The organism is Clostridiales bacterium (assembly GCA_017961515.1).
Taxonomy (GTDB): domain Bacteria; phylum Bacillota; class Clostridia; order Acetivibrionales; family RGIG10202; genus RGIG10202.
Genome location: JAGCXC010000089.1, coordinates 1 through 26694 on the forward strand (window position 1 = coordinate 1; position 26694 = coordinate 26694).

General features: G+C 32.9%; 20 protein-coding genes and 4 tRNA genes. 15 read left to right on the forward strand and 9 right to left on the reverse strand.

Annotated elements, in window-relative coordinates:
* Positions 1 to 1135 precede the first annotated feature (1135 nt).
* On the reverse strand, positions 1136 to 1417 hold the full coding sequence (locus J6Y29_06175) for a hypothetical protein (protein MBP5427455.1): 282 nt from the start codon (positions 1415 to 1417) through the stop codon (positions 1136 to 1138).
* A gap of 270 nt (positions 1418 to 1687) precedes the next feature.
* Here J6Y29_06175 and J6Y29_06180 point away from each other — a divergent pair, with 270 nt between their 5' ends.
* The 5 genes from J6Y29_06180 (at position 1688) to J6Y29_06200 (ending at position 7577) form a co-directional block, all read left to right on the forward strand.
* The gene (locus J6Y29_06180; protein MBP5427456.1) at positions 1688 to 2158 is read left to right on the forward strand and encodes a hypothetical protein; all 471 of its coding nucleotides are present in this window, start codon (positions 1688 to 1690) and stop codon (positions 2156 to 2158) included.
* Between the two features lie 437 nt (positions 2159 to 2595).
* A complete protein-coding gene (locus tag J6Y29_06185) occupies positions 2596 to 3705 on the forward strand; it encodes a D-alanine--D-alanine ligase (GenBank protein MBP5427457.1) in 1110 nt (369 codons plus the stop codon).
* A gap of 35 nt (positions 3706 to 3740) precedes the next feature.
* The gene (locus tag J6Y29_06190) at positions 3741 to 4181 is read left to right on the forward strand and encodes a DUF1934 domain-containing protein (protein MBP5427458.1); all 441 of its coding nucleotides are present in this window, start codon (positions 3741 to 3743) and stop codon (positions 4179 to 4181) included.
* Positions 4178 to 5878 carry an arginine--tRNA ligase gene (locus J6Y29_06195; protein MBP5427459.1) on the forward strand — a complete coding sequence of 567 codons (1701 nt, stop codon included), beginning with the start codon at positions 4178 to 4180 and terminating at the stop codon, positions 5876 to 5878. Before J6Y29_06190 ends, J6Y29_06195 begins: the two co-directional genes overlap by 4 nt.
* A gap of 91 nt (positions 5879 to 5969) precedes the next feature.
* Positions 5970 to 7577 carry a CTP synthase gene (locus J6Y29_06200; GenBank protein ID MBP5427460.1) on the forward strand — a complete coding sequence of 536 codons (1608 nt, stop codon included), beginning with the start codon at positions 5970 to 5972 and terminating at the stop codon, positions 7575 to 7577.
* A 76-nt stretch (positions 7578 to 7653) separates the two neighbouring features.
* On the opposite strand, the gene J6Y29_06205 is transcribed toward J6Y29_06200, so the two are convergent.
* Positions 7654 to 8172, reverse strand: coding sequence for a hypothetical protein (locus J6Y29_06205; protein ID MBP5427461.1), 519 nt, complete (start codon positions 8170 to 8172; stop codon positions 7654 to 7656).
* A gap of 189 nt (positions 8173 to 8361) precedes the next feature.
* On the opposite strand from J6Y29_06205, the gene spoIIR reads away from it, so the two are divergent.
* A complete protein-coding gene (gene spoIIR, locus J6Y29_06210) occupies positions 8362 to 9021 on the forward strand; it encodes a stage II sporulation protein R (GenBank protein ID MBP5427462.1) in 660 nt (219 codons plus the stop codon).
* Positions 9022 to 9092: 71 nt separating this feature from the next.
* Here the strand turns inward: spoIIR and J6Y29_06215 are convergent, their stop codons facing one another.
* The 7 genes from J6Y29_06215 to J6Y29_06245 all read right to left on the reverse strand — a co-directional run bounded on the left by J6Y29_06215 (position 9093) and on the right by J6Y29_06245 (position 13324).
* Positions 9093 to 10571: a TrkH family potassium uptake protein gene (locus J6Y29_06215; GenBank protein MBP5427463.1), complete on the reverse strand. Its 1479-nt coding sequence runs from the start codon at positions 10569 to 10571 to the stop codon at positions 9093 to 9095.
* A gap of 1 nt (position 10572) precedes the next feature.
* Positions 10573 to 11238, reverse strand: a complete 666-nt coding sequence (locus J6Y29_06220) for a TrkA family potassium uptake protein (protein MBP5427464.1) — start codon at positions 11236 to 11238, stop codon at positions 10573 to 10575.
* Positions 11235 to 11672 (reverse strand): TrkA family potassium uptake protein, encoded by a 438-nt coding sequence (locus J6Y29_06225; protein ID MBP5427465.1) that lies wholly within the window; start codon positions 11670 to 11672, stop codon positions 11235 to 11237. The genes J6Y29_06220 and J6Y29_06225 overlap by 4 nt, the downstream gene beginning before the upstream one ends.
* Positions 11673 to 11734: 62 nt before the next feature.
* Positions 11735 to 12886, reverse strand: a complete 1152-nt coding sequence (gene ytvI, locus J6Y29_06230; GenBank protein MBP5427466.1) for a sporulation integral membrane protein YtvI — start codon at positions 12884 to 12886, stop codon at positions 11735 to 11737.
* Positions 12887 to 13086: 200 nt separating this feature from the next.
* A tRNA-Lys gene (locus J6Y29_06235) sits at positions 13087 to 13162 on the reverse strand.
* A gap of 3 nt (positions 13163 to 13165) precedes the next feature.
* Positions 13166 to 13241 (reverse strand) — tRNA-Gln (locus J6Y29_06240).
* A 6-nt stretch (positions 13242 to 13247) separates the two neighbouring features.
* Positions 13248 to 13324: transfer RNA gene (locus J6Y29_06245), tRNA-His, on the reverse strand.
* A 190-nt stretch (positions 13325 to 13514) separates the two neighbouring features.
* On the opposite strand from J6Y29_06245, the gene J6Y29_06250 reads away from it, so the two are divergent.
* The 9 genes from J6Y29_06250 to J6Y29_06290 form a co-directional block, all read left to right on the forward strand.
* Positions 13515 to 13598, forward strand: a tRNA-Leu gene (locus J6Y29_06250).
* 175 nt (positions 13599 to 13773) lie between these two features.
* Entirely contained in the window at positions 13774 to 16509 is a 2736-nt protein-coding gene (secA, locus tag J6Y29_06255; protein MBP5427467.1) for a preprotein translocase subunit SecA, read from the forward strand.
* 159 nt (positions 16510 to 16668) lie between these two features.
* Positions 16669 to 17490 carry an ankyrin repeat domain-containing protein gene (locus J6Y29_06260; GenBank protein ID MBP5427468.1) on the forward strand — a complete coding sequence of 274 codons (822 nt, stop codon included), beginning with the start codon at positions 16669 to 16671 and terminating at the stop codon, positions 17488 to 17490.
* A 163-nt stretch (positions 17491 to 17653) separates the two neighbouring features.
* The gene (locus tag J6Y29_06265) at positions 17654 to 18310 is read left to right on the forward strand and encodes a hemolysin III family protein (GenBank protein MBP5427469.1); all 657 of its coding nucleotides are present in this window, start codon (positions 17654 to 17656) and stop codon (positions 18308 to 18310) included.
* A 25-nt stretch (positions 18311 to 18335) separates the two neighbouring features.
* A complete protein-coding gene (locus J6Y29_06270; protein ID MBP5427470.1) occupies positions 18336 to 20132 on the forward strand; it encodes an AMP-binding protein in 1797 nt (598 codons plus the stop codon).
* A gap of 40 nt (positions 20133 to 20172) precedes the next feature.
* Entirely contained in the window at positions 20173 to 21543 is a 1371-nt protein-coding gene (locus J6Y29_06275; protein MBP5427471.1) for a hypothetical protein, read from the forward strand.
* Positions 21544 to 21645: 102 nt separating this feature from the next.
* Positions 21646 to 25080 (forward strand): transcription-repair coupling factor, encoded by a 3435-nt coding sequence (gene mfd, locus J6Y29_06280; protein ID MBP5427472.1) that lies wholly within the window; start codon positions 21646 to 21648, stop codon positions 25078 to 25080.
* Positions 25081 to 25222: 142 nt separating this feature from the next.
* On the forward strand, positions 25223 to 26266 hold the full coding sequence (locus J6Y29_06285; GenBank protein MBP5427473.1) for a peptidylprolyl isomerase: 1044 nt from the start codon (positions 25223 to 25225) through the stop codon (positions 26264 to 26266).
* Between the two features lie 214 nt (positions 26267 to 26480).
* Positions 26481 to 26694 (forward strand): hypothetical protein (locus J6Y29_06290; GenBank protein ID MBP5427474.1); only part of this gene is annotated, 214 nt, incomplete at its 3' end.

Sequence of the window (26694 nt, forward strand, 5' to 3'; positions counted from 1 at the left end):
ATACTAGATCCAGATAGCAATTTTATATCTCCAGATGATGTAACAATTTGGCCTAAATTTATATCATCAATTGCAGTAAATTTAAATGTTGTATTAGCGGTATTTCTGTAAATATTATTTACTGTAGGTACAGTTGTATCGAGAATTATTGAGATCATTAATGGGACATAATTAGCATAGTTAGTTTTATACGTACCTCTTTCTATTCGGATGGATAGGGGGTATTATCTTTGTTATTAAGATCATATGTTGGATTAGCTATTGTACATATCCCCAATGTTCCAGGTGTATATGATGAAGTTGCCTATGCCTCAATCCCAAAAAAGAGCCAAGCAAGAGTAGTATTAATATAATTAATGCCTTATTGTTGCCCTTTAGGCATCGATATGCCTTTCCCATGACGTTGTTTTCGTTGCAGTAAAATTATCTTTTATCATGTAAACATTGCCCCTTTCATTTATTGTAAAAGTTACATCGTATGCAATATTTTTTTGTCTTGGTAAGGGGGAAGGTACAAAAATTTGTAAGAATAAATTTGTCTCTATAAGTGAGATATGATTAATTCACTCGTGTGATATCCTCTCCCATCTACACCTCAAATTTTTTCCATAAAATTCTCGGTGTGAAGCTTAAGGGATTACTTTTGTACTACTTATGCAAACAGGTAGGTTTCTTTGATAGCACTAATGTGCTAAGACAGCACGAGATAACCTTATAAACCCATGCGGTTTTTACTTATTATGTTAAGGCATTTACTATTCTCATACCCTCATTTTTTATATTTATTGTGAGCATTTATGAACTTACTTGTTTTAAGTTTAGAGATGCAACCTAAACAGTATAGCTTTATCATGATTCCACTTTTTACGTACTATATTGTATTTAGAGGCAAATACTTTTCTTATATACTTTATAACAAATGCAACACGATAATGTAACAAAAATACAGAATGTGCATTCTTATCTAATTTAATTACTTTAATCTCTTATTCACCTTACCTATAAAAAAAGGGGATAAATCGCTAAACGTTAGACAAAAATTATACTAAAGGATAACGACTATAGCAAAATAATTTGCCGTAGTCGCAAAAGGTGTATTTCGTAATTTATAGCAATATGGCATCAGAAAATTACATCAATTATTGAAGAAATCTTCCCCTATATATCCCAATGTTAAAGGCGTGACTTTATTTTTAGCTAATTTATTTATAAGATTTAATGCATTTTCCTTAACAGTTGTGATATTTATAATTGATTTTTCGGAATGAGTCGTAGTATTATCTACCTTTAGTATCTCAATTCCGTAGGTATTGTCACCATTATTTATAAGATGGTACTTTAGACTGAAATTTTGATCTTCATACACACCCGCTTCATTAACAGTAACTTCTTCTATAAAAAACATTTCCTTAGTCATAACATTTACCTCCTTAGTAATTCTCTGATGCCATTTACTATATTGAGTATTATATACCATAAAAATCCAGGAGTCAATAGAAAAAAATATATTTTTTTAAAAAATAAGGTAAAAAATCTCAAAATCTTGCCATCAACAAACCTAAAATGTAAAAAAAAGTATAAAAATTATTCAAATAAGGCAACTGTTATTTGACTAAATCAGTTATATGTGATTATAATGTAAAGAGTCAATGTGTAAACATTGTGTTAAAGAATGGAGGTATTAATAATGAAAAAAATAATTATTTCTATTGCAATTATATTGTTTGTAGGGGCATTGGGATTAAATTCATACATAAAAAGGGGTACATATTTAGTAGATAGTAAAGATGGACATATAGAAATTATAGCACAAAATGCCTGGAAAGGTTCTGGAGAAGGGAGCAGTATTATAATTATAAAGGAAGGAGAGAGGTTATTTGTAAAATCTGATATGGAAAAAGGTGCAATAAATATAAAATTATTTAAAAAAGAATCATATAAAATGGATAATGGAGATACTTCAAAGCTTATTGACGAACAACCCTATGAATTAATGAAAATGATAATTAATAAAAATAGGAATGTTGTATTTAATGAAAAATTTACGGATAAAGGAACTTATAAATTTGATCTACCTTCAGGGGAATATGTAGGATTATGTATATGTGATGAGAATTTGACAACAGGTAAGATTATAGTAACAGTGGAAGCAAAATAATATACGAGGATATCCCCCCTACCTACACTTCAAAATTTTTCCATAAAATTCTCGGTGTTAACCTAAGGAATTTCTTTTGCACTACTTATGTAAACAGGTAGATTTCTTCGATAGCACTAATCTAATTTTAAAAAACCAGTTAATTGTCAAAGTAAATGCAACATTTTTTATATTAGGGGGTGCATTTACTTTGAATATTATCTCTTATTATTTGACATAATCAGGGTGTAGAAAATGATGGACTATTGTTAAAAAAAATGATAAAATAAAAGTATGGGGTATGAACAATTCTTTAACAATTCAGAAAAATCTTAATAAAATCAATGTGTATTGCTTTTTGATTTAACTTGTGTTACAATTCCTTTATGAACTTAAGTTATGAATGTGATCGATTGTGCGTGATTGCAATCATACTGATTAAAAAGGAGTAAAGGGAAATGGATATTAAGAAAAAGGTTGCTGTAATTTTCGGAGGTCAATCAACAGAGCATGAGGTTTCTTTGGTGTCGGCTACATCTATATTAAGAAATATAGATAGAACAAAGTGGAATGTGGTAGCAATAGGAATAACCAAAGAGGGAGAATGGCTGTTATATGACGGAGATTTACAAAAAATAGCAACTGGAGAATGGGTAGATATAGCAAAAAAATGCACAAATAAATTTATTGCAGAACAGAAATATTGTAATACAATAAGAAATATTTTTTATTCCATAGGAGCAGAGACAAAAGAAAGTCCAATAGACGTGATATTTCCAATGGTGCATGGGAATAATTGTGAAGATGGAAAGTTACAGGGAGTTTTAGAGCTTTCGGGAATACCTTATGTGGGGCCTAATGTGTTGTCATCTGCAGTTTGTATGGATAAGGTTTTTGCAAAGATAATGTTTGAAAAAGCGGGTATACCTACATGCAAATACATAAGTGCTATGAGGGATGATATAAGTAAGGATAAAGATTTTATAGTGAAGAAAATAGAGAAAGAATTAGGTTATCCTTGCTTTATTAAGCCAGCCAATGCAGGGTCATCAGTTGGAGTGTCTAAGGCGTATAATAAAGAGGAGTTAATAAATGCATTTATTGAAGCTGGTAAGTATGATAGGAAAATTCTAATAGAGGAATTTGTAGATGGAAGGGAAGTAGAAAGTGCGGTATTGGGTAATGAAGATCCACAAGTAGCTGTATTGGGAGAGGCTATAACAGGTGGAGATTTTTATGATTACGATTTTAAGTATAATTCACCAGACTCCAAAACAGTTATACCAGCAGATATTGATGAAGAGACAAAAAGTAAGATACAAGCGTATGCTAAAAAAGCATTTATTGCATTAAATTGTGAAGTCTTATCTAGAGTAGATTTTTTTGTACATAGAAAAACAGGTAAAGTATTGTTAAATGAGATAAATACATTGCCAGGTTTTACGGACATAAGTATGTATCCGAAAATGTGGGAAAAGTCGGGAGTGCCAATTGGTCAATTAATAGATAGATTGTTAGAACTTGCAATGGATAGATTTAAAAAGGGTGAAATACAAATAACGAAATAGATTTGCGATATTGTTAAGATAGGGAGGGATTGAGTATGAATAAGGACGTTATTATATCGGTAAGAGGAATTCAGACATCCCCAAATGATAAAGAGGCAAATCAAATGGAACTTGTAACAGAGGGCAAGTATTACAAAAAGGGTAATAGCTACTACATCACATACAAAGAAAGCAAAGTAACAGGTATGGAAGGGACTACAACTATGGTGAAGGTATGTGAGGATGGACTGGTTACGTTGATTAGGTTTGGTACTGTGAATACGCAGTTTATGTTTAAAGAAGGGAAAAAGTATACATCGTATTATGATACTATGTACGGTACGTTCATAGTTGATATATTAACCAAGACGGTTAGTATCGACGTGGACGACAGAGGAGGAGATATAAGAGTTGATTACAATATAGCTATAGATGATAATAAAAGAGGAGAAACAGATTTTTATATAAAGATTAGGGAGGTAGCCAAAGGGCAATGATTAATTATGTAAAAAACTTGAGAGAAGAGATAGTGGGTTTGATAAAGAAGGCTTTAGAAAAATCTATTAGAACTGAGGAATTTGAAAATTTTGAGTTGGGTGATGACGAATTTGTTGTAGAAATACCAAAAGAGAAAACAAATGGAGATTTTTCTACTAATATTGCAATGAAGATGGCAAAGAAGGCAAGAAAGGCACCTAGGGTTTGTGCAGATATAATTATTAGAAATATGGAGATTGAAGGATCTAATGTGGATCGTGTGGAGTGCGCGGGTGCAGGTTTTATCAATTTCTACTTAAAAATGGATTGGTTATATGATGTGTTGCGTATTATACAAAAAGAGGGTTGTAATTACGGTAAATCAAACATTGGTAATGGCAAAAAGATTATGGTTGAATTCGTTAGTGCAAATCCAACAGGACCGTTACATATGGGTAACGCAAGAGGTGGTGCATTGGGAGATCTTATTGCTGGAGTGTTTGAGGCGACAGGTCATGAAGTTGTACGAGAATTTTACATAAATGATGCAGGAAATCAAATAGAAAAATTTGGGGTATCTTTAGAAGCGCGCTATATCCAACAGATCAAAGGAGAGGATGCAATTTCATTTCCTGAAGATGGGTATCATGGAGAAGATTTAATAGAACACGTAAAGGCCTATATAGAGGAGTATGGCGATAGCTTAATTAATGTATCGGAAAAAGAAAGACGGAAAACGCTTGTTGATTATGCGTTGCCACGTAACATAAATATGATAAAAGAAGGTTTGGCAAGATATGGTATAACATATGATGTATGGTTCTCTGAGAAAACGTTGCATGATTCCGGGGAGATAAAAAAAGTGGTTAAGACGTTGGATGATACTGGTTATTGTGTAGACAAGGATGGTGCAAAGTGGTTTAAGTCACCCATGTTGGGTGATGATAAAGAGGCCGTGCTAGTAAGGAACAATGGCGTTGTTACATATTTTGCAGCTGATATAGCATATCACAAAAATAAATTTGTTGACAGAGGCTTTGATAGAGTAATAAATTTATGGGGTGCAGATCATCATGGACATGTTGCAAGGATGAAAGCAGGGATTGCGGCGCTTGGTATAGATCCAGATAGATTAGATATAGTGTTGTTTCAGTTGGTACATTTGTATCAGAATGGTGAGAAAGTTAGGATGTCTAAAAGGACAGGGAAAGCAATATCATTAATAGATTTGTTGGATGAAGTGGGAAAGGATGCAGCAAGATTTATCTTTAACACAAGAGCATCAGGTAATCATTTGGATTTTGATTTAGATTTGGCAGTCAAAAAGTCTAATGATAATCCAGTATATTATGTTCAATATGCGTATGCTAGGATATGCAGCATACTTAGAGTGTGTAAAGAAGAAGGTATCGTGCGTGTAGATTTAGATAAAGTTGATTTATCGCAACTTAAAAATGTTGAAGAAATAGAATTGATCAGGGCATTGGCAAGATATCCTGAGGAAATTGAAATATCTTTAAAGACATTGGAGCCAAGTAGATTAACAAGGTATGTGCTAGATGTAGCAGGATTGTTTCACAGTTTTTATAACTCATGTAGAATAAAAGATGAGGAAGATACTGTAAGACAAGCAAGATTAGTGCTAGTAGAGAGTGTAAAGATAGTAATAAAAAATGTTTTGGATTTATTAAAAATTTCAGCGCCAGAAAAAATGTAGTGTACAATAAAAGATGAAATCGCTATTCTCTTATTGGAAGAGAGTAGCTTGCGTTTTTAAAAAAATAAGTAAAGGAGAATAGGTGATAAAAGTGTCAGTTAAATATATTTTTGTTACAGGAGGAGTTGTATCAGGGTTAGGGAAAGGAATAACGGCGGCTTCTCTTGGTAGACTTTTGAAATCAAGAGGAGTTAGTGTTACGATACAAAAATTTGATCCATACATAAACGTCGATCCAGGAACAATGAGCCCTTATCAGCATGGAGAGGTTTTTGTTACGGAAGATGGAGCAGAGACCGATTTGGACTTAGGTCATTATGAGAGATTTATAGACGAAAATCTTACAAAGTATAGTAATGTTACTACAGGTAAAATATATTTATCGGTTATAACAAAGGAGAGAAAAGGAAACTATCTAGGAGATACTGTGCAGGTAGTGCCTAACATTACAAATGAGATAAAAAGTACAATTTACAAGTTAGGGAAGGAAAAAACAGAGGTAGTCATAACAGAAATAGGGGGCACAGTTGGAGATATAGAGAGTTTGCCATTTTTGGAGGCAATAAGACAGGTAAAGGCAGAAGTTGGAGCTGACAATGTTATGTATATTCATGTAACATTGGTGCCATATCTAGCTAAATCTGGAGAACTTAAGACTAAACCTACACAACATAGTGTAAAGGAATTAAGAGCGTTAGGAATACAGCCAGATGTGATTGTGTGTAGAACAGAGTATGAATTATCGAGAGAACTAAAGGATAAGATAGGTTTATTTTGTAATATTGACGGTAATAGCGTAATACAAAATTTGGATGCGGGAAGTTTATACGAAATTCCTTTGATGTTGGAAAAAGAAGGATTGGCAAAGATAACAATAGATAAACTAAAATTGGATTGTAGGGAGCCTAATTTATCTGAATGGAAAAAGTTGGTTGATATGCAAAAGGGATTGAAACATAAAGTGAAGATAGCCCTTGTAGGTAAGTATGTTCAGTTACACGATGCATATATAAGTGTTGTTGAGGGATTAAAACATGGCGGGATTTGGAATGATGCGGAAGTTGAGATAGAGTGGATAGATTCGGAAGGTATAGAAAAAAATAATGTGGCAGAGATATTAAAAGGTGTTGACGGAATTATAGTGCCAGGAGGATTTGGATATAGGGGAATAGAAGGAATGATACTTGCAATACAGTATGCAAGAGAAAATAAGATACCGTTCTTTGGAATATGTTTAGGAATGCAAATGGCAGTAGTAGAGTTTGCACGAGATGTATGTGGATTAAAAGATGCAAACAGTTCTGAATTTACTAACAATACGAAAAATCTAGTTATAGATTTAATGCCTGGACAAAGAGACTTGGATGAAGTAGGAGGAAGTATGAGACTTGGCGTGTATCCATGTAAAATTAGCAAAGACTCAAGGGTATATGAGATGTACCAACAGGAATTAATATATGAGAGACATAGACATAGGTATGAGTTTAATAATGAGTTTAGAGATATGTTAAAAGATAATGGCCTTGTTGTGTCGGGAGTATCGCCAGATGATAGATTAGTTGAGATTATAGAGGTAAAAGATCATCCATGGTTTATTGCAACACAATTTCATCCAGAATTTAAGTCTAGACCCAACAGAGCACATCAGTTATTTAGAGGATTTATTGCTGCAGCAAGGGAATTCGGAAAAACCAGATAGATAGAAAAAAGTAAATTGGGAGTTATTTTTTTAATGCGGTAGGTGAGGAGAAATTAAATATAAAAGATTTATGTTTCTAATTAGAGGTCGGATTTATTTGTTTTAAGTCGGCGATGGTTTGGATTAATGTTGGATCATCGCTGAAGTTCTCTAAAAGTTCGTTTAATCCATCAGAAAGAAGAGGTATGATTTCTTTTTCTTTATCAGATAATTCTTCTATTTGTGAATATTCTAATAGTAGTTTTGCTGCATCAATATATATACGGTGTTGAATATCTAAATTTATGTTTAAGTAAGATAAATCTTTTTGGGATAAGATTAGTACAAGTGCATTTTTATATGAGGCAAGTGCATTAGCTAGTTCTCCTTTTTCTTTTAAAGAAAGGGCGTTTTTTTCATAAGTTAATATAGATTCTGTTGTGCTAATATTGATTTTAGACTTTATTTCGGGTGTGGAAAATTTGTAAATAGCTGCCCATAATAATATAAAAACAACTATTATTTTCCTCAGTTTAGGCCAGTGCTTGTAGATACACCGGAATATTTTGTATAATGTATAAAAGATTTTGTTTAATATTCTTATAAACGTATTCATTTAAAAACCACCTTTTTATGTATCGATTATTTTGATTTCTATTACTATATTATACTAAATTAAAATTTTTGCAAGTAGTGTAATTTTGTGTTAGAGGTGTTTATTCAAAAATTTAATTTAGTTTGCGTATAAATTTTGGTTAGTATGTCAATAATTAAATTAATTAATAGACATTAGGAGGAGACTTTTGTGAAAAAAATAATTTTAGTTGTTGGGGTTATTTTAGCATTGATAATAGGGAGAGTGTCTAATTATTCGAAAAGTATAAACACAGGTCTTGCGAGTAATATGATACGATTACATGTTGTGGCTAATAGTAATTCAACGAATGATCAGATACTTAAGCTTAAAGTACGAGATAAAGTATTGGATTACACGAAAGTTTTATTACGGGATAGTGTTAGCATTGATGATACACAACGTATAATAAGTCAGAATCTTGGAAACATATCAAATTTCATAAAAAAATATATGGACGAAAATTGCATAAATTATAATGTTAAGGTACAGCTAGGAGAGTTTCCTTTTCCAACCAAGGCATATGGTGATGTGGTGTTACCTGCAGGATATTATCAAGCGTTGAAAGTTTTAATAGGAGAAGCGAAGGGGAACAATTGGTGGTGTGTACTTTTCCCGCCATTATGTTTTGTTGATGCAACGCATGGTAGGATAACCGACGATGTTAAACAAAAATTAAAGCAGGATCTAACAACTGAGCAATATGATATAATTACAAAAACAAATAAAACTAATGATATTCCTATTAAGATAAAATTTAAGGTGGTGGAGTTATACCAAACGTCAAGAGTAGCGATAACAAAACTTATAAATAGGGGTATAAAGTGCTAAAATTTGATTTAATAGAAAGCCGCACACTCATGACTCTAATCGTGAGGCTGATCTAAAAGAACATATGTTTTTTAGGATAATTGTTTACGATGACGCAGATCCATAAATATTCTTAAAAATGATAGTATGATGACATATATTTCAAGACGTCCTAGTAACATGCATGCACAAGTGGTTAAAAGTATTGGTGTTGGACACGAGCTACTTATTATACCAGAAGAAATACCAGTACCACTTAATGCTGAGGCTACTTCGAACATTGAGTTACTGATAGAGTGACCAAAACATGTGAAAATAAAAGTTGCGATAAGAAAAATAAATAAATATAAAAATATAAAACTGGAGACTTTTCGTTTTTCATATTGATCAATTGCCTCATTCTCTCCATACTTGTTTACTGTGTATACGCGCACAATTCGTCTAAAAGAAGTTTTGTCGAGTATATTCCACCACATCTCTTTTAAAATAATAATCATTCGATACTGTTTAATTCCCCCAGATGTAGATCCAGTATTTCCTCCAATCAACATAAGAATAATTAGACATAAAAATAAACTTGGTGGAAGCAAAGGGAATTTAGGTATTGTTTGAAATCCCGTAGTTGTTACGGCAGATACTACGTTAAATAATGTGATGCGCAAAGAATGTAGTATGGAAAAATTAAAGTGTTGGCAAAGGGAAAAACAAAAAAATGGTATAACAGTGAAAAATAAAAAGATATTAAATTTTGTTTCACAGTGCAGTAACACTTTTTTAAAGTTTAGTTTGGTTATCAATACGTGAATTAAAAAACCTGTGCCGCCAAGAAGCATAAGGGAAATAGCGACTAGCTCAATAGGAATACTATTAAAATAACTAATACCAGCTGATTTAGTCGAAAATCCACCTGTAGACAAAGCAGCAATAGCATGATTTATAGCATCAAACCAATCCATACCAAAATAAATAAAGGCTAAAGTACCTAAAAGTATATATAATGAATACACACTAAGTATAAGACGAGATGTTTTAATTACGTTGGGCAATAATTTCTCAGAGTGTCCCTCTGTTCCATATAGTCTCATGCCATAATAGCTCGATAAAACGGTTGATACAACGAGAATAAGTCCAACACCACCTATAAAAAGACCTATGCTTCTAAATAGCAAAAATATACGTGGTAAACTATCTGAATTCATGACACTAAGACCGGTTGTAGTATAAGCGCTAGTTGACTCAAATACTGCTTGAATAAAAGTAAAATTCTTTGTCAAAATAAAGGGAATAGCACTAAGAAATATCAGCAATAACCACGAGAATACTACAATAATTGCATCGTGATTTCGATTTAGGGGTGCTGTATCTTTATTTCGAATAAGTTTCATCAAAATATATCCTACTACAAAGCAAGGAATGCTTGGTACTACGAAACAATAAGCATAACAAATTTCTTCTGGGTATGTAAATAGAATAAGTAGAGGTAGAAGTAAAACTACACCAATAACCAAAAGCATTGCTCCAAGATAACCAAATACTAATTTATAACCTGATACTGTGTCTTTTTTTGTCATGTCAATTTGTACCTCCAGAAATAATATCAAGAACTTTTTGCTGATCCGATGGAGATGATATCACAAGTAGCTTATCGTTCGGGAAAACTACAGTGGATCCATTAGGTACGATCATATTATCACTTCGTAGGATACAGCTTACAATTATTCCATGAGGGAATTTTATGTCAATCAATCTCTTATTACATACAGGATAGGAAGGATCAACAATCATTTCAGTAAGAATTATTTTGTTATTTTCCAACGCAAGTGTAGCAATGAGATTCTCTATAGTAGAAGCTTGTTCAATCATATTAGATACAAGGTACGTTGCACTAATAACAGTGTTTACGCCCAAAGCTTTAAAAAATTCAACGTTACTAGGATTAGAAACAACACAAACGGTTTTTTCTATATTATAAACCTTTTTTGCTAGTTGACAAATTGCTAAGTTGTCTGCATCGTTGTAACTTAGAGCGATTAAAACATCAAAGTTTTGTATATTTGCACCGTTTAATGTATCTTGTTTGTACGGGATACCATGAACAATAGGTATACCATGATTGGACGCTAGGTATTCACAGTATTTAATATCTTCATTTATTACAACAAGGGTATGTTTCTTTTTTAAAAAAGAACCTATTAAGAAATCGGCTTTAGTTTTTCCGCTAGCAATTACGATGTTCATTTATTTTCACTTCCTTCAACTTTTAGTCGTAGTCTTTCAAATTCAGTAACCGATAACTTAAATGGATAGATAACATTGATGTTTAGACCTTCCAATAAAACTTCGTTTTCGGGATTGTTCATACGCATGTAAACATGTTCTGTATTGTAAATTTTTCTAGCGATCTGGCATAACATACTATTAAAATTATCGTTCCCGGTACAGGCAACAAAAGTTTGAACTCTTTTTAAACCTACTCGCTCAAGAGAAATAATATCGTACGCATCAAGATTAACTTGATAGCCAGAGAATTTCTCAGACAAGTTGCTAAATGCACCCGGATCACGATCTACAATAACGACATCATAATTATCATCGTAAAGTATAGAAGCTAAGCTGGATCCAAAACGACCGGAGCCTATAATAATAGCAGATTTCTTCTTTTTTATATACATACCAGACATCACTTCCTAATTAGATAAAAATTTATTTAATCAAATTCAGTGTATTATAGTATTTAGTGATTGTCAAGTATTTCCTCGGAATGATAAGATTTGAAAAAGGTATCTGTACATAAATTTTTAATAAGGAGTTCTTTGAAATTTTTTGAAGAACACGATTTAAACAGTTCAACAAAAATATTCCGAGAAAACATTATTGTAAGAGGACCTAAAATAAGTCCCATAACACCAATTAACTTGAATCCAACATACATACTCATTAAAACAATAAGCGGATGAAAACCTATTTGTGTGCTTAGAATTTTTGGTTCAGTTAAATTCCTTATGATTAAAATAGACATATAAAGGAGAAGTAAACCGCTACCTTGGTATGGTGAATCAAAAATGAATTCGTATATTCCCCAAGGGATTAGGACTCCACCAACTCCAATCAATGGAAGTAAATCTAATATGAAAAATAATATACTAAGAGTTAATATATTTTTCATACGCAATATAGAAAAACCTATAATTACTTGGATAGTGGTAATGGATGCTATTATTAATTGAGATCTTATGTATGCATTAGTGGCGGAAAATGATTCTGTTTTTATAATATGGATGAATTTTACTAGCTTTTTTGGTAAAGTATTTCGAACGCTAGCAAATATTAATTCTTTGTCGCTTACGAAAAAGTATGTTGAAACAATTGTAACTAAAAAGAAAATAAACGCGTTAGGTAAAGATATAGCAGTATTTACAATTGTTTTTACAATCACATCAAGATAGATAGATAAGCTATTTGATATTTCTAAAAAAGATTTTTCAACGGATAGAGTGATTTTTTCAGGTAAAGAGAAATAAAAGTCAGAAGCGTATGATGTGAATTTCTCGATGTTCTTTGTTATTATTTCGGAGTACATAGGTATATTATGGGATAAATTCGAAAGTTCTAATATTATTTTAGATACCCCTAAAAATAGTACCCAACCTAATAAAAAAAACACAGCAATTAAACATACAAAAGATGCAATTTTTCTGTTAAATTTAAGTTTTTTATTAAAAAAATTTACAATAGGGTCAATTATTAATGAAATTATAAAAGCTACGATAAAGGGAACAAAATAAATACTTATGCGAACAACAAACACCATTATTAGTGACACAAAAAGTATTTTCAAAAATAGGAATATAAGTTTTTTGATGTCAAGGTTTAAAAATATGTCCATAGATGTAAGACTCCTTTCAATATTATATATATGATCTTTCGTGCAATGTAGTTAGTAACTTAAGTAGCAATTTACAAATGTTAACATTATATGCCAACAACGCACAGTATACCACTTGGTATTGTTAGACTCATCTCATCTTACAGATATAGAAGGAGGAGATCCCAATAATTGAGACCTCCAAATGAGTTTCAATAATATGGTGAGCCATCCGCGACTCGAACGCGGGACACCTTGATTAAAAGTCAAGTGCTCTGCCACCTGAGCTAATGGCCCCCATGGCTGGGATAGCTGGACTCGAACCAACGAAATGCCAGAGTCAAAGTCTGGTGCCTTACCACTTGGCTATATCCCATCGTACTGGGGTGAATAGTGGGAGTCGAACCCACGACCTCCAGAGCCACAATCTGGCGCTCTAACCAACTGAGCTATACCCACCGTAAACCTTTCTACCAGTCGTGTCGAACACAATTGACATCATACAATACTTTTCTTTAAAAGTCAATACTTTTTTTAAAAAAATATTTCTGGAAAAAGACAACAATAAGTTACCTAATTAAAAAATAAAAAATGTATTGACAAAGTTCATTTTAGGTGATAGACTATAGCATGTAGTCAGGAAATGCAAGCGGGTGTGGCGAAATTGGCAGACGCGCTAGACTTAGGATCTAGTGTCTTCGACGTGGGGGTTCAAGTCCCTTCACCCGCACCATAAATTTACCGTAAACCAAAGGCTCTGTAAGAGGGGTCTTTTTTTTATTCGAGCTTGATATTTTTGAAAAAATTGTGTAAAATGTCTATTGAGAAGTTTATTTTAGGCATGGAGTATAGTGAGAGAATTGGAAAACAGTTGATAAATTAAAATAATACTTAGCGGGGTTTTGTATATGATAAAATTAATTGAGAAAGTAATAGGAAGCTACAGTGACAGAGAAGTAAGGAGATTAAAAGGCACAGTAGATAAAATAGAATCGTTAGAACCAGAAATGGAGAAATTGTCTGATAAGGAATTGAGGGGTAAAACAAAGGAATTTCAGGATAGAGTAGAAAATGGAGAGAGCCTGGATGATTTGTTGCCAGAGGCTTTTGCTGTAGTAAGAGAGGCATCTAAGAGAGTTCTAGGTTTAAGGCATTTTAGGGTTCAGTTAATAGGAGGTATAGTTTTACACCAAGGACGAATTGCTGAGATGAAGACGGGAGAGGGTAAAACATTGGTTGCGACACTGCCAGTGTATTTAAATGCACTTACAAAAAAAGGTGTTCACGTTGTGACAGTCAATGATTATTTGGCTAAGCGTGATAGTGAGTGGATGGGTAAAGTTTATAATTACCTTGGGCTTAGTGTAGGTCTTATTGTACATGATTTAGATAATCAACAAAGAAAAGAAGCATATGATTGTGATATTACGTATGGAACAAATAATGAATTGGGATTTGATTATCTTAGAGATAACATGGTTATATATAAGGAGGATATGGTTCAGAGGGAATTGAATTACGCAATTGTCGATGAGGTTGATAGTATATTAATTGATGAAGCGAGGACTCCTCTTATAATATCAGGAATGGGTGAGAAGTCTACAGGACTTTATGCATTGACAAATACTTTTGTATCGGAATTGAGAGCGAAGGTTTATAAAGAGACTGATGACAAAAAATTTGATGACGAGGTTAAGGAAGATTATATAGTCGATGAAAAGGCTAATACAGCTACGTTAACACCAATTGGAGTAAAAAAGGCAGAGGAGTTTTTTCATATAGAAAATTTATCTGATCCGGAGAATTTGACAATTTCTCATCATATAAATCAGGCGATAAGAGCTTATGGTCTTATGAAAAATGAAAGAGATTATGTAGTAAAAGATGGAGAGGTTTTAATTGTTGATGAGTTTACAGGTCGTATAATGTATGGTAGAAGGTATAGTGATGGATTACATCAGGCGATTGAGGCAAAAGAAGGAGTAAAAATAGAAAGAGAGAGTAAGACCCTTGCTACAATAACATTCCAAAATTATTTTAGAATGTATCATAAATTATCAGGTATGACAGGAACAGCACAAACAGAAGAGAGTGAGTTTCAAACTATATATAAATTGGATGTTGTGTGTATACCAACCAATATTCCGGTTGCTAGAAAAGATTTGGATGATATGGTATACAATAATCAAAGAGGTAAGTTTAATGCTATAGTAAATGACATAATGGAGTCAAATAAAATTGGTCAACCTGTGTTAGTTGGAACTGTATCAATAGAAAACTCAGAGTTATTGAGTGACTTCTTGAAAAAGCATGGTATAAAGCATAAGGTATTGAATGCAAAATATCACGAAAAAGAAGCAGAGATAATAGCGCAAGCAGGGAAATTAGGTGCAGTAACTATAGCTACCAATATGGCTGGACGTGGAACAGATATAGTTCTTGGTGGAAATCCAGAGTATATGGCTAAGCAAGAACTTAGAAAAAAAGGATATAGTGATTATTTGATAGTGCAGTCTACAAGTTATAATGAAACAGATGATGAAGAAATATTGGAAGCTAGAGAACAGTATAAAAAATTATATACAAAATTTAGGGAAGAAACCAATAAAGAACGAGAGGAAGTAATAAAAGCTGGTGGATTAAAAATAATTGGAACAGAACGTCATGAATCAAGGCGTATAGATAACCAGTTAAGAGGTCGTGCAGGAAGACAGGGAGATGTTGGTAGTTCCAGATTTTATATATCATTCGAAGATGATCTGATGAGATTATTTTGCCCAGAAAGAGTAGTAAAAATGATTGAGGCTATGGGATTTGATGAGGATCAGGTTATAGAACATAAATGGTTGTCTAGGGCTATAGAGAATGCGCAAAAGAGAGTGGAAGGTAAAAACTTTAGCATAAGAAAAAATGTATTGCAGTTTGATGATGTAATGAATACACAGAGGGAAGTTATATATAAACAGAGAAGACAAGTGTTAAATGGAGAGAATTTAAGGGAATATTATTTAAAATTGATAGAATCTATTGTAGATAATATTGTTAATGCGTACTGTTCAGAAGAGACACATGCGGAGTTATGGGATTGGAGAGGTATTATATTAAATTTTGAAGGGATCTTTTTGAATCAAGGTGAGTTTAAAATTGATCCAGAGGAGCAGGTTAAATTTACTAAAGAAAGCTTAAAGGACTATTTGGTTGAAATTGCGATTAAGAAATATGAGCAAAAAGAGGAAGAAATTACTCCAGAGCTTATGAGAGAGTTTGAGCGAGTTGTTTTGTTAAGAACAGTTGATGAAAAGTGGATGGATCACATAGATGCAATGGATCAGTTGCGTCAAGGAATATATCTTAGAGGATATGCGCAGAGGGACCCAGTTATAGAGTACAAATTTGAAGGCTTTGAGATGTTTGAAGAAATGGTAAAGTCCATACAGGAAGAGTCGATAAAAATAGTGATGCATTCAAAAATTCAAAAGCCGGAACAAATTAAAAGAGAGCAAGTAGCCAAACCGGTAATTGCTGTCCATGGAGAGGAGGAAGAAGTTACTAGGAAACCAGTTGTAAAGACAAATAAAGTTGGTAGAAATGATATGTGCCCGTGCGGAAGTGGTAAAAAATATAAGCAATGTTGTGGAAGATAATAATTTGAAAGACGTATAAGGTGGTAAAGAATTCTTTACCACCTGGGAAAGTCAGATTCATTTCAAGAATATACTTAATATTTTTTGTCCTAGAGATCAATTTTCCGTAGAGTTCAGAATATTCAGATATAATTAAGCTAAAGATAGGAGGAGATTGATATGTCAGAAAGATCAAATAGGGGGAATCATTTTTTTAATTTTTTAAGAAAACTTTTTAGATCTATGAGTGATATTATAAATAAGAGATCGCCACTTATGAGAGCGATTAGAAATTGTGATGAAAGTAAAATTGAAAAGTTATTAAGAAAAAGATATGAATTACTAGATGACGTGGATAGAAAAGGTAATACAGCTTTTATGTATGCAGTAGAACAATATTGTAAATATAGAAATGAATCAAATGAGAGAATTTTAGATCTTTTAATTTCAGTTGGTGCTGATATAGACAAAGCAAATAATAAAGGAGAAACAGCGCTTATAAAAGCAGCTCAAAAATTAGATTATGATATGGTAGAGTATTTATTAGAAAAAAATGCGAATGTGGAACTAGAGGATAAATACGGGAAGAAGGCTATAAATTACGTTGGAAGAGATGAAAGATTAATGGTTTTATTAGGAGACAGAAGTAAGGAAGCAAGAAATTTACCGAAAGATATAACAGAAAATTATTTTGCAAATGAAGGAACAGGGAAAATATATGGATTGGACTGGGGAAGAATAGGAAAAAAACTTGATACAACAGGATTGGAAGAACAAATAAATCAAGGTTGGATTGATGAAAAAGTAAAAGAAGAGAACAAGGAAATGGGCAATTTGGGTATATTTGCTGAAGAAAGAAAAGTTGATGCAACAGGAGTGGAGAAAGAAATAAATCAAGGTTGGACTGATGAAAAAATAGAAGATGAGGGATATTTTTCTGATGAAAAAGAGAAATTTCGGATTGAGAAAATTGATAAAAAAGGAAAGGAAAGGGATAGGTAAAAGACCAATTAAGAAAAAGCTAGAAATGGTTTGCCGTCACAGTAATCTGTGGCGGCATTTTAGATATTGGATAAAAATTTTTGCCATAAATAGATAAATAAGGTATTGGCATTCTGAGAAAAATATGATAATATTCTATGTAGTCAGTTTGCTAAAAGAAGGGATGGTTGTTGTGACGAGTGATAATAAACTTAAATTTTATTCTGTAGGTGAAGAAATTGTAAACTCAGTAACTCATGGCGTAGGATCATTGTTAGCGATTGCTGCGTGTGTTATACTGATAGTAACGGCGGCAATGAAAGGCGGAGCGATGAGAGTGGTTAGTGCATCTGTATATGGTGCGACTCTGATAATGATGTTTACGATGTCTACTTTATATCATGCACTTACAAATGATAGAGCCAAGAGAGTATTTAGAGTATTTGATCACACGTCTATTTTTTTGTTGATAGCTGGAACATATACACCAGTTGCATTAGTTACGTTGAGAGGGAAAATTGGTTGGACCGTATTTGGGATAGTCTGGGGAATTTCATTAATTGGAATTGTATTGAATGCTATTGATATAGAAAGATTTAAAAAGGTGTCAGTGCTTTCGTACATCATAATGGGGTGGTGTTCTTTACTTACATTTTATCAATTGCTAAAAACAATTACCAAAGGAGGAATAATTTTTTTAATAGTAGGTGGAGCCTTATATACAGTAGGAGTAATTTTTTATAAGATGAAGAAAGTAAGGTATATGCATTCAATATGGCATTTGTTTGTGCTAGGGGGAGCTATTATGCACTATTTTTGTATACAGCTGTATGTTATATAGAAATTTTTTAAGGAGATAGATGATAATGAGAAGTAGTCTTAAGAACGTAGAAATTTATAAAAAAGAAGGAAGAAGGATAGCGAGAGGAACAGGAAGGAATAAGCCAGTTAAAATAAGAGACATAAAGGAAATGATGAAAGATACTGTAGAAAAGTACAGTGAGCATGTGGCTTTTAAGTATAAAAAAGAAGGAAGACTGGTAAAAAAGACGTTTTCGGATTTTGAACAAGATGTAAACGCCCTAGGTACTAAGTTAATTAATATGGGACTTAAGGATGAAAAAGTGGCGATTATAGGGGGCAATAGTTATAAATGGAGTGTGTCCTATATGGCTGTTTTAAATGGAGTTGGAGTGGTGGTCCCATTAGATAAGAGTTTGCCACAAGTGGAAATAGAGAACTTGATTAATAGGAGTGGAGTTAAAGCTATATTTTACAGCAAAGATTATCAAGAGATAATGGAAAACATAGCGTCAAAAATGGATATTATAGATTACTATATAAGTCTTGATGAAAAAGATTTAACAAAAGATCATTTTTTAAGTTTTGACTCTTTGGTGGAAGAAGGAAAAAAACTTTTGAGTGATGGGGATAGAAGTTATATTGATGTTATTATAGATACCCAAAAGATGTCGGTGTTGCTTTTTACATCTGGTACAACTAAAAAGTCAAAAGGAGTTATGCTGTCACATAGAAATTTAGCATCTAACATAGAATCTTTAACAGGCGTTATAAGATTTAACACAAAGGATGTACATTTATCATTATTACCGATACATCATACGTTCGAGAATACAATAGGTTTTTTATTTATGTTTCATGAGGGAGCGTGTATAGCATATTGTGAAGGGATAAGGCATATTGCAAGTAATCTTAAAGAGTTTGATGTTACAATATTGTTAGCTGTTCCAGCGATATATGAGGTGATGTATGAAAAAATTATTGAGGGGATTAAAAAGTCAGGGAAAGAAAAACTTGTTAATGTAATGATGAAATTGAGTAATATATTGTGTTCGTGTGGAATAGATGTAAGAAAAAAAATGCTTAAAGCAGTGATTGATAATATAGCTCCTAATATTAGATTAATGGTTAGTGCAGCAGCGCCAATTGATAAAAAAATAATAAAATTTTTTTCATCACTTGGTATAGTATTTTTCCAGGGATATGGTTTAACAGAGACATCGCCGTTGGTAGCGGTGAATACAGAAGATAATTTAAAAATAGGAACAGTAGGTCCTCCAGGATATAATATAGAGGTAGCTATAGATAATCCAGATGAAAATGGGATGGGAGAGCTACTAGTAAAAGGTGAGAATGTTATGCTAGGGTATTATGATAATTCAGATAATGAGAATATATTTACACATGATGGGTGGTTTAAAACAGGAGATATTGCTATAATAGATGAGGATGGATTGCTAAAAATAACAGGTAGAGAGAAATCGATGATAGTATTTACAAATGGCAAAAAAGCATTTCCAGAGGAGTATGAGGAAATGTTAAATAAGATAAAGGGAGTAAAAGAATCTTTTGTGTGGGGCGATAAATCAAAAGAAGGTGCCGTGCAGATATGTGCAAAGATTGTGATAGACGAAAATCAAGACGAAAAAGGTCTTCTTGATTTAGTGGAAATGAGGATAAAAGAAATAAATAAGGATTTACCACAGTACAAGATAATCAGGTATTTTGTTCTGACAAAGAAAGAATTAGTTAAGACTACAACATTAAAAATAAAGAGGAATATAGAAATTTCACACATGAATGATTATCTAGAAAAGAATAATTGTAACATGAGAAAACTAAATAGAAGTATCATTCAATAGGCCAGAGGTATAATATTTAAGCTTAAAGGAGGACAAGGATATGCAAGAGAATTTATGCAAAAAAGAGAAGACTGTGTACACAAAAGAGTTAATTGTAGAGGAAATGAGAAGGTTGGCAGAAGGAAGAGAGGAGCGTATAGGAAAACCTGAGTACGAGCAAACAGTTTTTGAAAGATTGTACATAAAAAGTAAAATTGGTATAATACGTGAAGCTTTCAAGAAAGAAGTAGAAAAAACAATTAAAAGAGTTAGTGAGATACACGAACTTGACAGGAAGTACGTAGAGGAGTACATGTGTAAGCTAAGGGAATTGAATGGAATGTGGCTTAGTACAAATGATAAATTAGAAATGGCAGTAGATGAAGAGTTTGATTTAAATATATTAAAAAAAGCGTCGGAGGACATGTGTGAAATGGCATGTGCGATTGAGACAAAAGATTTTCGCACATATAATATGTTGCCAATATGGGATGTAGAAAGGCAGACTATGGGTTTACCTTTGGCGATACAGAATTACGAACTTGTGATAGACGATTATTTGAACACACTTGGATCTGAAGGGATGAAAAAATTTAAGAAAAATTTGGAGGGGTATGCTACGAGAGAGAATATAGATTCCAAATTTGAAAGATGTTTAGAGAGAGCTATCAAAGATCCAGGACCTAATATAGATTTAGCGCTTAGATACATAAAGGAAGGTGCATATGTAGATTTAAAGCTTGAGGGAGAAGGATTTGATTTTCCATATAAGCCTTGTACAGCATTAAGTTATTTGCTTATGAAAAAAAATAAACAGGCAGTTGTAAATTTATTAAAGTATGGTGCGAATGTGAATTTTAAAATAATAACCGAGCAAGGAGAAACGTTTATACCAATTGTGTACGTGATGAATGAAAGTGAAGATTATGATCTTGTGAATTTAATGATTGGTAATGGGGCAAGGATAGATAAAGAATTTTTGGGAATAAATATATTAGAGAAGGCGTTGCAGACAAAAAGTAGTTCATTGATTATGAAATTATTAAACGATGGTATAGATGATTATAAAGATGGAGAAAATATTGCAAAGTTGGTAAAAAATTATTTGATGGAGGCTAAAGATGAAGAGGTAATAGTGGGCTTGTATGATCATGATATAATATCATTAGAAGATATGGTTAAAATATCTAAAAGTAATAACAATGCTATTCTTACAGAGGTTGTTTCAGGCTTAAAGAGTAGACTTAGCTTAAAGTCGGGAAGGTCTAAAATTCGAAAGCTAAAGGTGAGTAGAGAGAATCCTACAAATTTAGGATTAAAAGATAGAGGTTGTTTTAGATTTAAAAGGGATATTAAACGTATTCAGGATATTGGTTTAATTAATTTATCGAAATGTAAAAGGGAACATAAGATGGAAAAGTTTTTGAATTAGTGATACTTAAAAGATGTAAGGGAAAATGGAAAGTAAATGTATCCGATCGATTGTTTGTGTCACAGTTTGAGACAAAATAATTCGCAAAAAGGTGTATGTAGTATGTATAAAGAATTGTTAAATGAGTTAAAAGAGTATAAAAGTATATTAAAGACTATCGAGGACAGGAAATTTCCTATTAGCATATCTGGGGTTTTTGGTTCACAAAAGTCTCACATGATTTATTCGCTGACTAGCGCCGTGTCACAGAAGATAGTGTATATTGCATCTAATGAAGTAGAAGCTTTGCATATGTACAAAGATTTGGAGTTTTTTTTAGATGAAGGTGTTGTGCGGTTTGAATCTAGAGAAGTTGTATTGTATGATTTAATGGCGAGAAGTAGTGAAGATATACATAAGAGAATTAAGGCATTGGAGAAAATTGCACTGGGAGACTTCAAAATTTTAGTAACAAGTGTTGATGCTATAAATCAGAAAGTCATACATAAAAAGAAATTGTTGGATGCTGTAATTGAAATATCTCTACAAGATGAAATTAATTTGCAAAGATTGATGGAAGACTTAGTAAGCATTGGGTATGAAAAGAGCGATTTAATAGAAGGACCAGGGCAGTTTTCTGTGCGTGGATATATTATAGACATATTTCCAGTAGGGTATGATGCTCCTATTAGGATGGAGTTGTTTGGAGATAATATAGATTCAATAAGGCTTTTTGATAAAGATAGTCAGCGTTCGATAGAGAGTATAGATAACTTTAAAATTTTGCCAGCAAGAGATCTTTTTTATAAAGAAGATGAAAAAGAAGAAATTATTGCAAGAATGGCGGAAAGTGAAGGCGCTAAAGAGTGTGTTGCCAGGGCAAAGGATGATTATTTGTATTCTATTCAAGATAAATTTTGGGCAGATATTGCGACGGCATCAATATTTGATTATTTTGATGCCTCTGTTATTTTGTTTGTTGACGATATTAACAAATTAAAAGAGCAAAGCGAGACAACTAAGAGATATCACGCAGAATTAGTTAATACATTTTTTGAAAAAGGTATTATCACTAAGTCAAGTTATAATATTATATTTGGATATTATGAAATTGAAAGTTATATTAAAAAAATGGATGTTGTGTATCTTAGTCTGTTTGATGTACCACAAGAAGGAAGTATATCGTTTCAGATGCCGGCAAAACAAATTTCGTCCTATAATGGACATATTGAAATGTTTATAGATGATTTAAAAAAGCTTAAATCTAGTAGACACCGAATTCTTGTGATGTCCAGAGGGGAAGAAAAGGCAAAACATCTTTTGGAGATACTTGATACATATGATATAGAGGCAATTTACAAAGATGACTTTGATTACAAAGTAAAAAAAGGTCAAATTGTTGTAACTAGAGGAGCATTAAATGCCGGATTCGAATACCCATCAATAAAGTTGACTGTTATTAGTGATGCAGAAATATTTGGTGCTTATAAAAAGAAGAATAGAACAAAGATGTTTAGAAAAGATACAAAAGTGATAAGCGTGTTTACAGATCTTAAGATAGGAGATATAGTTGTGCATCGGGCACATGGGATAGGTAAATACATTGGTGTCGATCAGCTAGTAGTTGATAAAATACGTAAAGACTATATCAAGATAGAATATCAAGATAATAATTTTTTGTATGTACCTATCAATCAGTTGGATTTGATACAAAAGTATATTGGACAGGATATAAAGAGTCCTAAATTAAGCAAATTAAATGGAAAAGATTGGACGTCTCTAAAAAAAAGAGTTAAGGAGTCAGTACAAGATATAGCGAAAGATTTAATAGCATTGTATGCAAAACGCGAAAAAATAAAAGGATTTCGTTTTTCTAAAGACACAGTGTGGCAAAAACAGTTTGAGGATATGTTCCCATATCAAGAAACAGATGCGCAACTAAGAAGTATTGAGGAAGTAAAAAAAGATATGGAGTTACCGCGTCCGATGGAGAGATTGCTTTGTGGAGATGTTGGCTTTGGCAAGACAGAGGTAGCATTACGGGCTATGTTTAAGGCATGTATGGATGGGAAACAAGTAGCTTATTTAGTTCCAACTACAGTATTGGCAAGGCAACAGTATACAAATTTTATTGAGAGGATGAAAAGTTTTCCTGTTGAAGTTGAGGTGATCAATAGATGCAAAAGTGTAAAGCAGCAAAAAGATATATTAAAGAGAGTTGCTAGCGGTGAGATAGATATTTTGATTGGTACACACAGGATTTTGCAAAAAGATGTGCGGTTTAAAAATCTGGGTTTACTTGTTGTCGATGAGGAACAGAGGTTTGGAGTAAAAGATAAAGAAAGGATTAAGGCAGATTATAGTAACATAGATGTGTTGAGCCTTTCAGCGACACCAATACCGAGGACGTTGCATATGTCGTTGTCGGGGATAAAGGATATTAGTGTTTTGGATGAAGCGCCGAAAGAAAGGTATCCAGTGCAGACATATGTGTTAGAATATGATGAGGACTTAATAAAGAGTGCTATTTTAAAGGAGATATCAAGAGGTGGTCAAATTTTTTATCTTTACAATAATATACAAGGAATTGAGACTAAACTTGCCAAAATAAAAAATATGATACCAGAGGCCAGAGTAGCAGCTATTCATGGTAGGATGAATAAGTTGGATTTGGAGAATACAGTTATAGATTTTTTGGATGGTGAATACGACGTACTGGTGTGTACTACAATTATCGAGTCTGGGGTTGATATGCCAAACGTAAACACGCTTATAGTTGAAGATGCTGACAAGATGGGCTTGTCGCAGTTATACCAAATAAGAGGAAGAGTGGGCAGATCAAATAAATTAGGTTATGCGTATATAACGTATAGTAAAAATAAAGTTTTAAGTGAGGTGTCAGAGAATAGGCTAAAAGCAATACGGGAGTTTACTGAATTTGGATCAGGTTTTAAAATTGCAATGAGAGATATGCAGATACGAGGAGCTGGGGATTTAATAGGAGCGAGGCAGCACGGGCATATCGAATCAGTGGGGTATGAGATGTACACAAGACTTCTCGAAAATGCAATAAGGGAACAACAGGGAGGTATTGTGGATGATGCTGATAGAGAAATAGTGATAGATTTAAATGTAGATTCATATATCGATAATAAATATATAGTTGATATGTCGCAAAAAATAGCGATGTACAAAAGAATAGCTGCGATAAGGACAAAGGATGACGCAGATGATGTGTATGATGAATTAATAGACAGATTTGGTAGTGTGCCCAAAGAGGTGGATAATTTAATACAAATTGCGCTACTTAAGAATGAAGCGGTGAATGCGGGAATTAACCTGGTACGACAGAATAAGGATGTTGTGATGTTAAAATTTGATGAATGCAAAATAGATGTTGCAAACATAGGGAGAGTTATAGTACAATATCCAAGGAAGCTATTACTTGCAGCAGGGAAGGAACCGTACTTAACATATAAAGTGACAGATGTTGATGAGAATTCGCTGGTGGTAAATATTAAGAGTTTGTTACAAAATATCAATAATGTACAAATATGATTAAATTTATATTATAATGTAGTATATACTTTGTTTGTAAAAAAGGAATTAGAAAAGATTTTTTAGTAGATAGTGTGTACCAATGTTTTGTACAGTTATTGTGGATAGAGAAGTGTAAAAAACAAAAGAGGGTGATCAATTTATGGAGTCAAAAAAAGGAATAGTATTGAAAATTTTAGCGTTTGCGTTGGCAGTGGCATTGCTAGTAGGGCTTGTATTTGGTGTGGCATACGCATACAAGACAAGAGAAGCAGTAGGTACAGTTGCAAGTAATCCAATAAGAACAAATGAGTTTGTATTTATATTAAAGACAGTTAGAAGTACATTAGAACAGTCAATGCTAGCACCAACAGCGACAAAGGCAGAAAGAGATAGTTTTTGGAGTTCAGTAGTGGAGGGCAAAAAAGTAAAGGAAATGGCAGAAAATATTGCATTAGACGAAGCCAAAAAAATTAAGATTCAGTTAATCAAAGCGAAAGCGAATAATATAGAACTTACAAAAGAAGAAAAAGCAAAGAATCAAAAAGAAGTAGATGAGACGATACAAAAGCTTGGTGGAGAAGCATCAGAGAGGATACGTAATATTTACGGAGTATCTATTTCAGAGTATAAAAAAATTAGAGAAGAAATGAGCTTGGTGAAAAAATATGCGGATTTTGAGAGAGCAAAACTTGAGATAACAGACCAAGAGATAGAGGAGTTTTATAATAAAAATTATGAAAATCAAGATATAGTTACAGTAAGGCATATTTTATTGTCAACTATAGATAATAAGCAACAACAGTTGCCGGATGATCAAGTTAATGAGGCAAAGAACCTTGCCAATGAATTGATGGATAGAGTAAAGAATGGAGAGGATTTTGCTCAGTTAGTAAGAGATAATACTGCGGATATACCATCGAGAGATACAAAAGGACAATATACATTTAGAAAAGGACAATTTGTGCCAGAGTTTGAGGCATGGGCGTTTAATAGTAAGCCTGGAGATATTGGTGTGGTTAAGTCTGATTATGGATTCCACGTAATGGTGAAACCTACATTTGATGAGCTTAAGGAAGAGATAAAAGAAAGAGTTTTGGATGAAAAATATGCTGTTATGCTAGATGAATGGGCAAAGATTTCGATATATAATATCAAAGTGAATGAGAAAGCATTACAGAATGCTCGACATATAGTTGAGGAGTAGAGATAGAAAAAGATAAGATAAAAAGAGGAATGCCGAATAGACATTCCTCTTTTTATGTGATGAATTTTTATTGTGTTGGGGGTGATTTGTCGAATTATGCGATATTTTAAGCTAATGGAAAAAATGATGTAATCGATATAAAGTTTATAATGAATGGAAGGAGAGGATATAAAATGATAAGCAAAAAAGAGGGAAGAGCCGCAACAGAGCGACAGTGTTCGGGGGGGCAGAACGGCGCACAGCATGTAGTGTAAAAAATAAATTTAAAGCAATAATTGTACCAATGTTGATGGGTACTTTTTTTTACGCCTTTTTTAGGATTGAGGCATACGCAACTTCACCATATACACCTGGAACATTGGGAATATGTACAATAGCTAACCCAACATATGATCCTAATAATGAAAATAATGTACCTCATCCATCCG

Coding starts and splice junctions, on each gene's coding strand:
- J6Y29_06275 (MBP5427471.1), top strand. CDS start 20,173: ATGCAAGAGAATTTATGCAAAAAAGAGAAGACTGTGTACACAAAAGAG.
- J6Y29_06265 (MBP5427469.1), top strand. CDS start 17,654: ATGGTTGTTGTGACGAGTGATAATAAACTTAAATTTTATTCTGTAGGT.
- J6Y29_06270 (MBP5427470.1), top strand. CDS start 18,336: ATGAGAAGTAGTCTTAAGAACGTAGAAATTTATAAAAAAGAAGGAAGA.
- J6Y29_06285 (MBP5427473.1), top strand. CDS start 25,223: ATGGAGTCAAAAAAAGGAATAGTATTGAAAATTTTAGCGTTTGCGTTG.
- J6Y29_06215 (MBP5427463.1), bottom strand. CDS start 10,571: ATGACAAAAAAAGACACAGTATCAGGTTATAAATTAGTATTTGGTTAT.
- ytvI (MBP5427466.1), bottom strand. CDS start 12,886: ATGGACATATTTTTAAACCTTGACATCAAAAAACTTATATTCCTATTT.
- secA (MBP5427467.1), top strand. CDS start 13,774: ATGATAAAATTAATTGAGAAAGTAATAGGAAGCTACAGTGACAGAGAA.
- J6Y29_06205 (MBP5427461.1), bottom strand. CDS start 8,172: ATGAATACGTTTATAAGAATATTAAACAAAATCTTTTATACATTATAC.
- J6Y29_06185 (MBP5427457.1), top strand. CDS start 2,596: ATGGATATTAAGAAAAAGGTTGCTGTAATTTTCGGAGGTCAATCAACA.
- J6Y29_06180 (MBP5427456.1), top strand. CDS start 1,688: ATGAAAAAAATAATTATTTCTATTGCAATTATATTGTTTGTAGGGGCA.
- J6Y29_06225 (MBP5427465.1), bottom strand. CDS start 11,672: ATGTATATAAAAAAGAAGAAATCTGCTATTATTATAGGCTCCGGTCGT.
- J6Y29_06195 (MBP5427459.1), top strand. CDS start 4,178: ATGATTAATTATGTAAAAAACTTGAGAGAAGAGATAGTGGGTTTGATA.
- mfd (MBP5427472.1), top strand. CDS start 21,646: ATGTATAAAGAATTGTTAAATGAGTTAAAAGAGTATAAAAGTATATTA.
- J6Y29_06260 (MBP5427468.1), top strand. CDS start 16,669: ATGTCAGAAAGATCAAATAGGGGGAATCATTTTTTTAATTTTTTAAGA.
- J6Y29_06220 (MBP5427464.1), bottom strand. CDS start 11,238: ATGAACATCGTAATTGCTAGCGGAAAAACTAAAGCCGATTTCTTAATA.
- J6Y29_06190 (MBP5427458.1), top strand. CDS start 3,741: ATGAATAAGGACGTTATTATATCGGTAAGAGGAATTCAGACATCCCCA.
- J6Y29_06175 (MBP5427455.1), bottom strand. CDS start 1,417: ATGACTAAGGAAATGTTTTTTATAGAAGAAGTTACTGTTAATGAAGCG.